At 68.9% G+C, this 11,048-nt stretch carries 14 protein-coding genes and 3 tRNA genes; 4 read left to right on the forward strand and 13 right to left on the reverse strand.

All coding sequences use genetic code 11. The features are described from left to right. Positions 1-53: 53 nt before the first annotated feature. The 7 genes from rplL to AC08ON_RS00265 form a co-directional block, all read right to left on the reverse strand. The gene (gene rplL, locus AC08ON_RS00235; RefSeq protein WP_476605934.1) at positions 54-446 is read right to left on the reverse strand and encodes a 50S ribosomal protein L7/L12; all 393 of its coding nucleotides are present in this window, start codon (positions 444-446) and stop codon (positions 54-56) included. A 103-nt stretch (positions 447-549) separates the two neighbouring features. Continuing rightward, positions 550-1,113, reverse strand: coding sequence for a 50S ribosomal protein L10 (gene rplJ, locus AC08ON_RS00240; protein WP_011435030.1), 564 nt, complete (start codon positions 1,111-1,113; stop codon positions 550-552). A gap of 387 nt (positions 1,114-1,500) precedes the next feature. Continuing rightward, on the reverse strand, positions 1,501-2,217 hold the full coding sequence (rplA, locus tag AC08ON_RS00245; protein ID WP_476605933.1) for a 50S ribosomal protein L1: 717 nt from the start codon (positions 2,215-2,217) through the stop codon (positions 1,501-1,503). 136 nt (positions 2,218-2,353) lie between these two features. Continuing rightward, the gene (rplK, locus tag AC08ON_RS00250; RefSeq protein WP_476605932.1) at positions 2,354-2,788 is read right to left on the reverse strand and encodes a 50S ribosomal protein L11; all 435 of its coding nucleotides are present in this window, start codon (positions 2,786-2,788) and stop codon (positions 2,354-2,356) included. Between the two features lie 35 nt (positions 2,789-2,823). After that, positions 2,824-3,630, reverse strand: a complete 807-nt coding sequence (gene nusG / locus AC08ON_RS00255; RefSeq protein ID WP_476605931.1) for a transcription termination/antitermination protein NusG — start codon at positions 3,628-3,630, stop codon at positions 2,824-2,826. Between the two features lie 159 nt (positions 3,631-3,789). Continuing rightward, positions 3,790-4,038, reverse strand: a complete 249-nt coding sequence (secE, locus tag AC08ON_RS00260) for a preprotein translocase subunit SecE (RefSeq protein WP_011435026.1) — start codon at positions 4,036-4,038, stop codon at positions 3,790-3,792. Between the two features lie 64 nt (positions 4,039-4,102). Further along, positions 4,103-4,175 (reverse strand) — tRNA-Trp (locus AC08ON_RS00265). Between the two features lie 313 nt (positions 4,176-4,488). Here AC08ON_RS00265 and AC08ON_RS00270 point away from each other — a divergent pair. Then, complete coding sequence (locus AC08ON_RS00270) at positions 4,489-5,697, forward strand: pyridoxal phosphate-dependent aminotransferase (RefSeq protein WP_011435025.1); 1,209 nt, start codon at positions 4,489-4,491, stop codon at positions 5,695-5,697. A 62-nt stretch (positions 5,698-5,759) separates the two neighbouring features. Here the strand turns inward: AC08ON_RS00270 and AC08ON_RS00275 are convergent, their stop codons facing one another. The 5 genes from AC08ON_RS00275 to AC08ON_RS00295 all read right to left on the reverse strand — a co-directional run bounded on the left by AC08ON_RS00275 (position 5,760) and on the right by AC08ON_RS00295 (position 7,492). Next, the gene (locus AC08ON_RS00275; protein WP_011435024.1) at positions 5,760-6,188 is read right to left on the reverse strand and encodes a MaoC family dehydratase; all 429 of its coding nucleotides are present in this window, start codon (positions 6,186-6,188) and stop codon (positions 5,760-5,762) included. A 100-nt stretch (positions 6,189-6,288) separates the two neighbouring features. Next, complete coding sequence (locus AC08ON_RS00280; RefSeq protein ID WP_476605930.1) at positions 6,289-6,750, reverse strand: FAS1-like dehydratase domain-containing protein; 462 nt, start codon at positions 6,748-6,750, stop codon at positions 6,289-6,291. Positions 6,751-6,980: 230 nt separating this feature from the next. Continuing rightward, entirely contained in the window at positions 6,981-7,145 is a 165-nt protein-coding gene (rpmG, locus tag AC08ON_RS00285) for a 50S ribosomal protein L33 (RefSeq protein WP_009740545.1), read from the reverse strand. A 94-nt stretch (positions 7,146-7,239) separates the two neighbouring features. Beyond that, positions 7,240-7,316 (reverse strand) — tRNA-Met (locus tag AC08ON_RS00290). A 100-nt stretch (positions 7,317-7,416) separates the two neighbouring features. Then, positions 7,417-7,492 (reverse strand) — tRNA-Thr (locus AC08ON_RS00295). Between the two features lie 417 nt (positions 7,493-7,909). On the opposite strand from AC08ON_RS00295, the gene AC08ON_RS00300 reads away from it, so the two are divergent. Further along, complete coding sequence (locus tag AC08ON_RS00300; RefSeq protein WP_476605929.1) at positions 7,910-9,415, forward strand: GH25 family lysozyme; 1,506 nt, start codon at positions 7,910-7,912, stop codon at positions 9,413-9,415. Between the two features lie 178 nt (positions 9,416-9,593). Next, positions 9,594-10,151, forward strand: a complete 558-nt coding sequence (locus AC08ON_RS00305; protein ID WP_476605928.1) for a DUF7144 family membrane protein — start codon at positions 9,594-9,596, stop codon at positions 10,149-10,151. A gap of 52 nt (positions 10,152-10,203) precedes the next feature. On the opposite strand, the gene AC08ON_RS00310 is transcribed toward AC08ON_RS00305, so the two are convergent. Next, on the reverse strand, positions 10,204-10,656 hold the full coding sequence (locus tag AC08ON_RS00310; RefSeq protein WP_476605927.1) for a gamma-glutamylcyclotransferase family protein: 453 nt from the start codon (positions 10,654-10,656) through the stop codon (positions 10,204-10,206). 90 nt (positions 10,657-10,746) lie between these two features. Between AC08ON_RS00310 and AC08ON_RS00315 the strand changes: the two genes are divergently transcribed. Continuing rightward, positions 10,747-11,048 (forward strand): orotate phosphoribosyltransferase (locus AC08ON_RS00315; RefSeq protein ID WP_476616266.1); only part of this gene is annotated, 302 nt, incomplete at its 3' end.

The following is an 11,048-nucleotide window of genomic DNA, read 5'->3' on the forward strand; positions in this document are numbered from 1 at the left end:
ACGGAGCGTCCAGGGCAGCGGGGTGCTGCCAGTACTGCTCGGACTGCCGGTACTTACTTGACGGTGACCGTGGCGCCGGCGCCCTCGAGGGCCGCCTTCGCCTTGTCCGCCGCCTCCTTGGCGACCTTCTCCAGGACTGGCTTCGGAGCCCCGTCGACGAGGTCCTTGGCCTCCTTCAGCCCGAGGCTGGTCAGCGCGCGGACCTCCTTGATGACCTGGATCTTCTTGTCACCGACGGATTCAAGGATGACGTCGAACTCGTCCTGCTCCTCGGCGGCCGGCGCCTCGCCGCCCGCACCACCGGCGGCCGGAGCGGCGGCCACGGCGACCGGAGCCGCAGCGGTGACACCGAAGGTCTCCTCGAACTGCTTCAGGAACTCCGAGAGCTCCAGCAGGGTCAGTTCCTTGAAGGCATCCAGCAGCTCTTCGGTCGACAGCTTCGCCATGGTGGCGGTTCCTTCCTCGTCATGCCTGATTCGGGGTGGCCTGCTCGTGACTGCGAGCGACCTGATTGTGATCTCGGGGCGGCACCATGGTGGCGCCGCTCGGCTACTCGGCGGCAGCCTCGGCGGCCGGCTGCTCGGCGACGCCGGCGGACTGGCCTTCGCGCTGCTCGCGCAGCGCCTCGGCGAGCCGGGCCACCTGGGACAGCGGAGCGGCGAAGAGCCCGACAGCCCCGGCCAGCGTGCCCTTCATCGCCCCGGCCAGCTTCGCCAGCAGGACCTCGCGGGACTCAAGATCCGCAAGCTTGCGAATCTCGTCGGCGGTCATCGGCTTGCCCTCGACGAAGCCGCCCTTGAGCACCAGGGCCGGGTTCGCCCGAGCGAAGTCGCGCAGGCCCTTGGCCGCCTCGACCGGGTCGCCGCTGACGAAGGCGACGGCGGTCGGCCCGACGAACAGGTCGTCGAGTCCGGTGACCCCGGCCTGCTCCGCCGCAATCTTGGTCAGGGTGTTCTTGACCACGGAGTAGCGCGTGCCCTCGCCGAGGGCACGCCGCAGCTCGGTGAGCTGGCTCACCGTCAAACCGCGGTACTCCGTGAGCACCGCGGCGGTCGAGCCACGGAACTCCTCGACGATCTCCGCCACCGCGGCGGTCTTCTCAGCTTTCGCCATGGGGCTCCTTCGGGGTGTCGGCTGGTCATCCGGAAACGCCCCTGGAACATGACGAACGCCCCGGCGCAGGCGCACGGGGCGTGAAGGGCGGCGGTGGCGCTACCGGGTGCGTCACCCGGCTGCGTGCATCCGTCACGGAACTTCCCGTCCGTCACCTGCGCGGGCCGCCCGGGGAACCCGAGGCCTTCGGCCGTCGGTCGAACCGGACGAGGAGTGGCCCTCGACGGGAACGGAGACGGCAACCAGCGGTCTTCGGTGTGGAACTGGATATCAGTGTACGCGACTGCTGTACGCGACTGCTCGTCGCTGTTCGCTCGCCCGGCGGCCGCACGCATGGCTTCGCGCGGCGATGCCTCCGGACGAGCGAGAGCCGCCGGACGGCTCGGATCAGGCGGCGGCACCCTCGTCGAGAAGGTTGCGGGTGCGGTTCGGGTCGACCGGGATACCCGGGCCCATGGTGGTCGCGAAGGTGATCTTCTTCAGATACCGGCCCTTGGCCGCGGACGGCTTCACCCGGACGATCTCATCCAGGGCAACCGTGTAGTTCTCGATCAGCTGGGTGTCGGTGAAGTTTGTCTTCCCGATGACGATGTGCAGGTTACCCTGCTTGTCTACCCGAAAGTTGATCTTTCCGCCCTTGATGTCGGAGACGGCCTTGCCGATGTCCAGCGTCACGGTGCCGGTCTTCGGGTTCGGCATCAGGCCGCGGGGGCCCAGGACCCGAGCGATCCGACCGACCTTCGCCATCTGGTCGGGCGTCGCGACGGTCGCGTCGAACTCCAGGAAGCCCTCCTGGATCCGGGCGACCAGGTCATCGCTACCGACGATGTCGGCCCCGGCCGCGCTCGCCTCAGCGGCCTTCTCCCCGGCGGCGAAGACAGCGACGCGGGGGGACTTCCCGGTGCCGTGCGGCAGGTTGACCGTGCCACGGACCATCTGGTCGGCCTTGCGAGGGTCGACCCCGAGCCGGATCGCAACCTCGACCGTCGCGTCGTACTTCGTCGTCGAGGTCTGCTGCGCGAGGCGGACCGCCTCCAGCGGGCTATAGAAGTTCTCCGGGTTGATCTTCTCGGCCGCGGCGCGGTAGGCCTTGCTGCGCTTCATACTGTCTGTCTCCTCGTGGTGATGGCGGACGGCCGTCGAAGGGACGCGGCGACGTGGACACGTCCTGTCCACCCGGCACCTGCGCCCGGCCGCCCTCCCACTGGTCGGTCCGGTGGTGGGGGAACGCGAGGGCGTACTACTCGCCGACCGTGATACCCATGGATCGAGCGGTGCCGGCGATGATCTTCTCGGCGGCCTCGATCGAGGTGGCGTTGAGGTCCGGGAGCTTGGTCTGGGCGATCTCGCGGATCTGCGCTGCGGTGAGTTTGGCAACCTTGTCCCGGTGCGGGGTGCCACTGCCCTTCTCCACGCCCGCGGCCTTAAGGATGAGCCGCGCGGCCGGCGGGGTCTTCGTGACGAAGGTGAAGGACCGGTCGTCGTAGACGGTGATCTCGACCGGCACGACGTTGCCGGCCTGCGGCTCGGTCGCCGCGTTGTACTGCTTGCAGAACTCCATGATGTTCACGCCATGCTGACCCAGCGCGGGGCCGACCGGCGGCGCCGGGGTGGCCTTGCCGGCGTTGATCTGGAGCTTGATGATCGCAGCGATCTTCTTCTTCTTGGGAGGCATGTGCTCGTCTTCCTACCGGGGTTCTACGGAGCGGATCAGATCTTCGCGACCTGATTGAACTGCAGCTCGACGGGCGTCTCCCGACCGAAGATCGAGACCAGCACCTTCAGTCGCTGGGCGTCGAGGTTGATCTCGCTGATGGTCGCCGGGAGTGTGGCGAAGGGGCCGTCCATGACGGTGACGGACTCGCCGACCTCGAACTCCTGCACCCGGACGGTCTCGACCTTCTTCTCCTTCGGCACAACCGGGGCAAGGATCGAGAGGACCTCCTCCCGGCGCAGCGGGGAGGGCCGGTTGGTGAGCCCGACGAACCCGGTCACACCCGGGGTGTTACGGACCGCCGACCACGACTGATCGGTCAGATCCATCCGGACGTAGATGTAACCCGGGTACTTCTTCTGCTGGACAAGCTGCCGCTTGCCGTTCTTGACCACCGGGACCTCCTCGGTGGGCACCTCAATCTGGAAGATGTAGTCCTCCATGTTGAGGCTGGAGATCCGGGTCTCGAGATTGGTCTTGACCTTGTTCTCGTACCCCGCATAGGAGTGCACGACGTACCACTCGCCAGGCGCGTCCTCGATCGCCCGCCGCAGGTCGTCGTCGTCGACGGCGTCGGTCAGGGCCGGCGGCACCGTCCCGACCGCCGGAGAGACCGGGAAAGCGCCCTCGGCGGTGGGATCGGCCTCGGGGGCGGGATCGGCCTCGGCGGTGGCGTAGACGTCGCCGAGCTCGGCGCCGGCGTCCGTGCTCGCCACCTCGTCGTGCTCGAACGCCGCGAGGGGATCGAGACGGGCGAGGGCCTCCCCCTGCTCGGAGGAGGCGTGCTCGGGCGACTGGGACACGCGGACGATCCTTACTCTCGTGAACACTTCTGCTGCTGTGGACCCGCGAAGCGGCGCTGCGCGGGCGTGGGGCGGGCCGGACGGGCAGCCAGCTCGCCGATGGGCAGCTCCAGCGACCACCGCCTGCTTCGGCCCCGGCCTGTCCGGCGGTGGGACCCGTCAGCCGAAGATCGCGAGGACCGCCTTCGTGAGGCCGAAGTCGAGGGTGGCCACGAACGCCGTCATCACGCTGACGAAGACAAGCACGACCAGCACATAAGTGATCAGCTCACTCCGCCCGGGGTAGACAACCTTCCGCAGCTCCGCCATGACCTCGCGGATGAACACAAGTGGCCGATACCGACGTCGACCCGCGGCACGCGTAGCCCGCTTGGGGCGCGGTGCCGCGTCACGGGTATCGGTCGCCACTCAACTCCACCCACTCCGTCATCGAACCAGCCAGGTCATCGGACCAGCCAACTGTCGAACAGCGCAGGGGCGACAGGACTCGAACCTGCAACCGCCGGTTTTGGAGACCGGTGCTCTACCAATTGAGCCACGCCCCTAGACACACACACCCGGGTCCTTGCGACCGCTACGCCACCATACCCCGGCTATGCGCTACGTAGCGCATAGCCCAGCCGCACGGTGATGTACCGGAATGGGTACCCGAGCGGATCGAGCATACCCCTTTGCCGCCTGGACTCCGCGTACGGCGATCGCGTCGAGGGGGTAGCGGGGGGGCGAGGAGGCTGGCAGCCTGTCACGGAGGTTCGAATGGATGCGGCCGGACGGGCCGGAAGACCGTTGCCGGAGGGTCCGGACGGATCCCACGGTACGTCCACGTGCATCCGACACGCGTGTGACAGCCGTGGCAGCATGGCGGCCATGAGCAGGATCTCGCACCGCATCGGGGGGATCGCCCCCTCCGCAACGCTCGCCGTCGACGCCACCGCCAAGGCGATGCGCGCCGCGGGCCGCGACGTGATCGGGTTCGGCGCCGGGGAGCCGGACTTCCCAACCCCGGACCACATCGTCGCCGCCGCCGAGAAGGCATGCCGTGAGCCCCGCATGCACCGCTACAGCCCGGCCGCGGGCCTGCCGGAGCTGAAGCAGGCCATCGCCGAGAAGACCGCCCGAGACTCGGGGGTGATCGTCTCACCGAGCCAGGTCCTGGTGACCAACGGCGGCAAGCAGGCTGTCTACGCGGCGTTCGCGACGCTGCTCGACCCGGGGGACGAGGTGCTCCTGCCCGCCCCGTACTGGACGACCTACCCGGAGTCGATCCGGCTGGCCGGGGGTGTCCCGGTCGACGTCGTCACCGGTCCGGAAGCCGGGTACCGGGTGACGGTGGAACAACTGGAGGCGGCGCGCACCCCGCGGACCAAGGTTCTGCTGTTCAACTCCCCGTCGAACCCGACCGGCGCCGTCCACACCCCCGAGGAGGTCCGCGCGATCGGACGGTGGGCCGAGCAGGCCGGGATCTGGGTCATCAGCGACGAGATCTACGAGCATCTGGTCTACGGCGAGACAAGGTTCGCCTCCGTTCTCGCCGAGGTACCTGAGCTCGCCGAACGCTGCATCATCGTCAACGGGGTCGCGAAGACCTACGCGATGACGGGATGGCGGGTCGGTTGGCTGGTCGGGCCGGCGGACGCCGTGGCCGCCGCGACCAACCTCCAGTCCCACGCGACGTCGAACGTCTCGAACGTCGCCCAGGCCGCCGCGCTTGCCGCGGTCGCCGGCCCGCTGGATGCGGTCGCCACGATGCGCACCGCCTTCGACCGCCGCCGGCAGACGATGCACCGCCTGCTGTCGCAGACGCCCGGGATCCGCTGCCCACTGCCCGACGGGGCGTTCTACTGCTATCCGTCGGTGCGGGACGTGCTCGGGCGCACCCTGCGCGGCCGTATCCCCACCACGTCCGCGGATCTGTGCCAGCTGATCCTCGAGGAGGCTGGGGTCGCGATCGTGCCGGGTGAGGCCTTCGGCACTCCCGGCTTCGCCCGGCTGTCCTACGCGCTGAGCGACGACGATCTCGTCAAGGGAGTCAGCCGCCTCTCCGCCCTGCTCGCCGAGGCGGCCTGAGGCCGCCGGGCGGCTCAGCGGCCAGGCCTGCCGCGCGGCAGGCCTCCGCCGCGCGGCAGGCCTCAGCGCAGCCGGACGGTCGCCCGGGCCGCCATCAAGACCTTTTTGCCGTCGCATCGGGTGGTGAGATTCACCACCACCAGGTTGTCGTCGAGCTTCTTCTCGACCATGCCACGCACGGACACCGTCGCGCCGGCGCCGTCGTCGGGCACGATCACCGGGGAGGAGAACTTCACCCCGAACTCGACCACGGCGCCCGGGTCCCCGAGCCAGTCCGTGACCAACCGCGCGGCCGTTGCCATGGTCAGCATGCCGTGCGCCAGCACTCCCGGCAGGCCGGCCTCGGCGGCCGCCCGATCGCTCCAGTGAATGGGGTTGAAGTCGCCGGATGCACCGGCATACCGGACAAGATCATCCCGACGCAACGGGAAAAGTCGCTCCGGCAGCTCGGTGCCGACCTCGACGTCGTCGTAGCTCACCGTGGCGGTCATCGTTCTCCAGATCGTGAGGACGCCCGGGGTCGCCCGGAACGCGCGGTCACCGGAGCCGAGCGGGGCCGGCGGGACTCCGACAACCCTGTCGGCAAAGGTGTCACTGGCGCCTCGGCGGAGCCGTCCCGCGCGAGACCAGCCCACACACGCCGGTGGCGACCTGCTCTCCGTAGATCGTGGCGAACTGGTAGTTGACGACGAGCACCTCGTTGGTCCCCACGGACCGGATGCCGGTCAGGGTCGAGGTGCAGATCAGCTCGTCGCCGGCCACCACCGGCCGAAGCAGCATGAAACGTTCCTCGCCGTGGACGACCAGGGAGAAGTCGAGGCCGAGCTCCGGATCGTCGGTGGGCACCCCGAGGGTTCCGGGGATCACTGTGATGAGGAACGTGGGTGGAGCCACGAGATCGGGATAACCAGCGGCCTTCGCGGCCTCCAGATCGTGGTACAGCGGGTTGTCGTCCCCGATCGCTTCGGCGAACCTCCGGATGTGCTCGCGCCCGACCTGGAACGGGGCGGGGGAAACCGAGCTTCGTCCCACGAAGTCCTGATTGAGCGGCATCGCAACTCCGATCGCGCCATCAGCGGGATGACCAGGGTGTCTCTACGTGGTTACCACATCGCCCGCCATCGGTCGATAATCTGGGCTGGCATGCCAGGAAGCCAGCCAAGGACTTCCCTGACCGGCTACCGGTGCGGAACGTAGATACGTGCACGGAGGATTCAGCGACCCCGCCCGCCCAGGTGGGGACGGGCGCCCGGACGCGCCGATGGGCAGCCGCCGGAGCAACGTCAGCGCGTCTCGCGGTGCTCCGTGTGCTTGCCGCAGTTCGGGCAGAACTTCTTCAGTTCGAGGCGGTCCGGGTCGTTGCGACGGTTCTTGCGCGTGATGTAGTTCCGGTGCTTACACACCTGACACGCCATCGTGATCTTCGGGCGTACATCAGTGGCGGCCACGGCGTGATGCCTCTTCCTAAGTCGGTTGCTGAACAGGTCAGGCGGCACGGCGAACCGCGATCCCGCACGGGCTCCGCGGTAGGCCGCACACTGCTGGTAGCGGTGGCCGGACTTGAACCGGCGACACAGCGATTATGAGCCGCTTGCTCTGCCAGACTGAGCTACACCGCTAGGATGGTCCACCTGCTTGCGGCGGCCCGGCCAACATCTTACCCCGCGGGAGGACCGGCGGACATCCCCCCCGGACACGAACCCACCCGAAGGCGGAACGTGGAGCCCCTTTACGGAATCGAACCGTAGACCTTCTCCTTACCATGGAGACGCTCTGCCGACTGAGCTAAAGGGGCGAGGTCGCGGAGCTCAGGTTACACGACGACAGGCGGGGTTGGGTGACCCCCTCACCCACTTCGTCCCCGAACCCGCCGGTCCTCCCGGCGACCGGTCCTCCCGGCGACCGGCGTGAGGGCCCCCGCAGGCCCCGTCGGCGCTACGCCGGCCGAAAACGACCCCCCTGCCCTGACCGCCAGGTCCGCCCCATGACACGCCAGTACGCCCGACCCTCACTCCGTTCCATCGAAACATGCGGAGATTGCCGACGGGAACAACTATCCGTAGCGACCTACCTGGACGCCACTCACACTGATAGCTGTAAGTAATCTCTTCGATGCTTAGCGTGTGGAGCATCCGTTGGTGCGCCGCTGCCGGCGTGGCCAACCGCCTGGCGAGCCTCCCCAGCATCGCCTCCCGAGCATCGAGGGTTGCCCATGCGTCCTACCCACCGTTCCAGCCGGTATCCGACGACACGCGAGGTCCGGCCCGGTCCCACCGCCGGCGACACCGTGCCTACGACCACCAGCCTGCCGACCACCACCCCCACGTCTGGCCGTCCGGATGAAGAAGGCCACGGCCCTCCTCCGGGGTCGACGCGGCGGCGGGTCGACACCCGCCCGTCCCTGCTGCCAATCCCCCTCCCCCGGCGGGTGACGAGCATCGCGGCGCTGGCCATCACCGCGGGGGCGTTGACCGCGACCACCGGAGTCGCCCAGGGCGCGGTGCCGTCCCCGACCTGGCCACGGGGGATCGACGTGGCCTCCTGGCAGCATCCCGGCGGCGGCCCCATCGACTGGACCACAGCGCGCGGCTCCGGCCTGAGCTTTGCGATCATTAAGGCCACCGAAGGACCGAACTACACCAATCCGTACTTTGCCGCGGACCGGGACGCGGCAGCCAAAGCCGGTCTGGTGGTCGGGGCCTATCACTACGCGCGGCCGGCGCGGCCGATCTCGACCGCGGTGGACCAGGCACAGCGCTTCATCACGGTGAGCGGGCTGACCCGCGCCGCCGGGCAGCTGGCCCCCGTACTCGACCTCGAGGACGACGGAGGACTCGATCCCGCCGCGCTGGCCGCCTGGACGCGGGCGTTCCTCGAGAAGATCGAGACCGAGACCGGCCGGGCGCCCATCCTCTACACGTACCGCTCGTTCTGGACCAAGAAGCTGGCGGACAACCACAGCTTCGCCCGGTATCCGTTCTGGTTCGCCATCTACAACAACAAGGCGACCCCGGGCTGGCTGCCCGGCGGCTGGACCAAGTGGGCGCTGTGGCAGTACACCTCGGGTGGAAATGTCCCGGGGATCATGGGCAATGTCGATCTGAACGTACTGTGCTGCACGCTGACCGCGCTCGCCGCACAGGCCGACGGCACCCGCAGCGAGATCGAGAAATGGTACGCGACCGCCGGGCTGACCCGTCTGGCCGTTGGGACGCCCGTCGACAGCGAACTGCCCGCCGGCGGTGGCGGTCGCTGGCAGCGTTACTCCAACGGCCTGGCCTTCTGGTCCGTGACGACCGGCGTACAGGCCCTGCACGGATCCATCGCGACGAAGTTCCTGGAGCTGGGCGGAACGAACAGCTTCCTGCGCCGGCCGGTGAGCGGTGTCGAGTACGCCACGGCCCCGGAGACGCTTCAGGCGAAGTTCCAGGGTGGCTGGATCTACTGGCACCCGGCCATCGGCGCGCACGAGGTCCACGGCCGCATCCTGCGGACCTATCTGGGCCTCGGTGGCACGACGTCGAGCCTCGGGCTTCCGATCACCGACGAGTACTCGGTCCCGGGCGGACGGGAGAGCACCTTTCAGTTCGGCAAGCTCCGCTGGAGCGCGGCGACGAACGCGGTCACGACACTGCCGGCCGGCAAGAACCGCACCGGCAAGAACGGCACCGGCGAGAGTGGCGTGGGTGTGGCGGGTGGCGCCGGCACCGCTCCCTGATCGTGTCCCGGGCCGGAGAGAACCGCCTCCGGCCCGACGGACACAACGATGGGTGACGGCGGCCTACCGTGGGTATCGCACCTACGCGGCGGAGAGGTGGTCGTATGACTACCGAACAACGACGGACCGCACCATGCGGGCAGAGTGATCCGCCGCGAGTACGACCGGGGAGGATGAGATGGCAGGAACACGGGTGGCACGCCCGCTGAACGGATGGCTCACCTTCGCCGCCGTCATCATGTTCATCGTCGGCTTCCACAACCTGATCTACGGCATTGCGTCCCTGCGCGACTACACCGTCGTGGTGAACAACCTCAACGGCGGGACCAGCGTGATCTACGCCGACACCACCTTCTGGGGCTGGTTGTGGATCGTGGTCGGCGTCGTCGAGATACTGATCGCCTTCGGCATCGCGGCCCGTAACGAGGCCGCCCGCTGGGGAGGTGTCGCAATCGCGACGATCAACGCCATCGGGCAGCTGGCGTTCCTTGCAGCGTTCCCGGTCTGGTCCCTCGTCATCATCGCGATCGACGTAGTCGTCATCTACGTACTGTGCACCTACGATGCTCCTCGGGCCAGAGCCGGGTACGAGGAGCCGTATCCGAGCGACCAGGCCGGGGTCTCCGCCGGGCGTGAGGCCGGAGTCGGTCGCCTCACCGAGACCGGTGGCACCCGGGTGATCTCCGGGGGCGGCGCCCGGCGCGAAGAGGGTCCGCGGCCGCCCACCACCGGCTGAACGGCGGCTCGCGGTCAGGCGGTCAGCTCGCGGTCAGGCGGTCAGCTCGCGGTTAGGGTGCCGGATCGGCCAGCCCCGCCCGCCAGGTGGCGCACCGCAAGGCGTAGTCGGTGAGATGACGGTCGGCGAAAACGCGGGCGTCCCAGTTCTCCGGCATCGCCTCGGCGAGATCACGCCAAAGGTAGGCCATGGCGGGTAGCCCGTCGGTCAGGACCAGCGGACGGGCCTCGTAGGCCTCGCCTTCGAAGGCATCGAGGATCGCCCGTTCCCGTGCGGCAAGCCCCAGGAGGACGAGGCCGGCGGTGGCCCGATCCGGCCCGTCCGCCTCGGCCGTGGGCACGAGGCCCGGATAGAGCCGACCACGCAGCCGGGCGGCCCGCCAGCCGGTGACCGTGGCGGGCCCCACCTCGGGTACGCGTCCGATGAGCGCCCGCACGACCTCGGGGAACAGCAGCGTCCTGTAGACGAACAGCGGGACCGCGCGCTCCGCCTCAGCCGATGACATGAGGCAACGGTAGTGCCCCGGCCGTGGCGGCCCACGGGTGACCGTCCACGGCCGGCATCCGGCTGGGAACCGGTCCTAGAGTGAGCAGACGTGAACGACAACGCGGCGCTGGCCGCCCAGGTTCGGACTGCTTCCCAGCTGACCGGGACATTCCTGCTCCGGTCGGGCCGGACAAGCACCGAGTACTTCGACAAGTACCTCTTCGAAGCCGACCCGGCGCTGCTCGCCGCGGTGGTGGCCGGGCTCACCGAACTGGTGCCGCCCGGCGCGGAGATCCTCGCCGGACTCGAACTCGGCGGAGTGCCCCTCGTGACTCTGCTCTCCCAGCGCACCGGCCTGCCCGCCCGGTTCGTCCGGAAGAAGGCCAAAGAATACGGCACCCGACGCATCGC

The sequence above is a fragment of the Frankia sp. CoWAU3 genome, assembly GCF_977971855.1.

What these genes read in the sequence shown, in the direction of transcription:
- AC08ON_RS00280 (WP_476605930.1), bottom strand. Translation starts at nt 6,750, where the DNA reads ATGCCGCTCAATCAGGACTTCGTGGGACGAAGCTCGGTTTCCCCCGCC.
- AC08ON_RS00300 (WP_476605929.1), top strand. Translation starts at nt 7,910, where the DNA reads ATGCGTCCTACCCACCGTTCCAGCCGGTATCCGACGACACGCGAGGTC.
- AC08ON_RS00275 (WP_011435024.1), bottom strand. Translation starts at nt 6,188, where the DNA reads ATGACCGCCACGGTGAGCTACGACGACGTCGAGGTCGGCACCGAGCTG.
- rplL (WP_476605934.1), bottom strand. Translation starts at nt 446, where the DNA reads ATGGCGAAGCTGTCGACCGAAGAGCTGCTGGATGCCTTCAAGGAACTG.
- rplK (WP_476605932.1), bottom strand. Translation starts at nt 2,788, where the DNA reads ATGCCTCCCAAGAAGAAGAAGATCGCTGCGATCATCAAGCTCCAGATC.
- AC08ON_RS00270 (WP_011435025.1), top strand. Translation starts at nt 4,489, where the DNA reads ATGGCGGCCATGAGCAGGATCTCGCACCGCATCGGGGGGATCGCCCCC.
- AC08ON_RS00305 (WP_476605928.1), top strand. Translation starts at nt 9,594, where the DNA reads ATGGCAGGAACACGGGTGGCACGCCCGCTGAACGGATGGCTCACCTTC.
- AC08ON_RS00310 (WP_476605927.1), bottom strand. Translation starts at nt 10,656, where the DNA reads ATGTCATCGGCTGAGGCGGAGCGCGCGGTCCCGCTGTTCGTCTACAGG.
- rplJ (WP_011435030.1), bottom strand. Translation starts at nt 1,113, where the DNA reads ATGGCGAAAGCTGAGAAGACCGCCGCGGTGGCGGAGATCGTCGAGGAG.
- rplA (WP_476605933.1), bottom strand. Translation starts at nt 2,217, where the DNA reads ATGAAGCGCAGCAAGGCCTACCGCGCCGCGGCCGAGAAGATCAACCCG.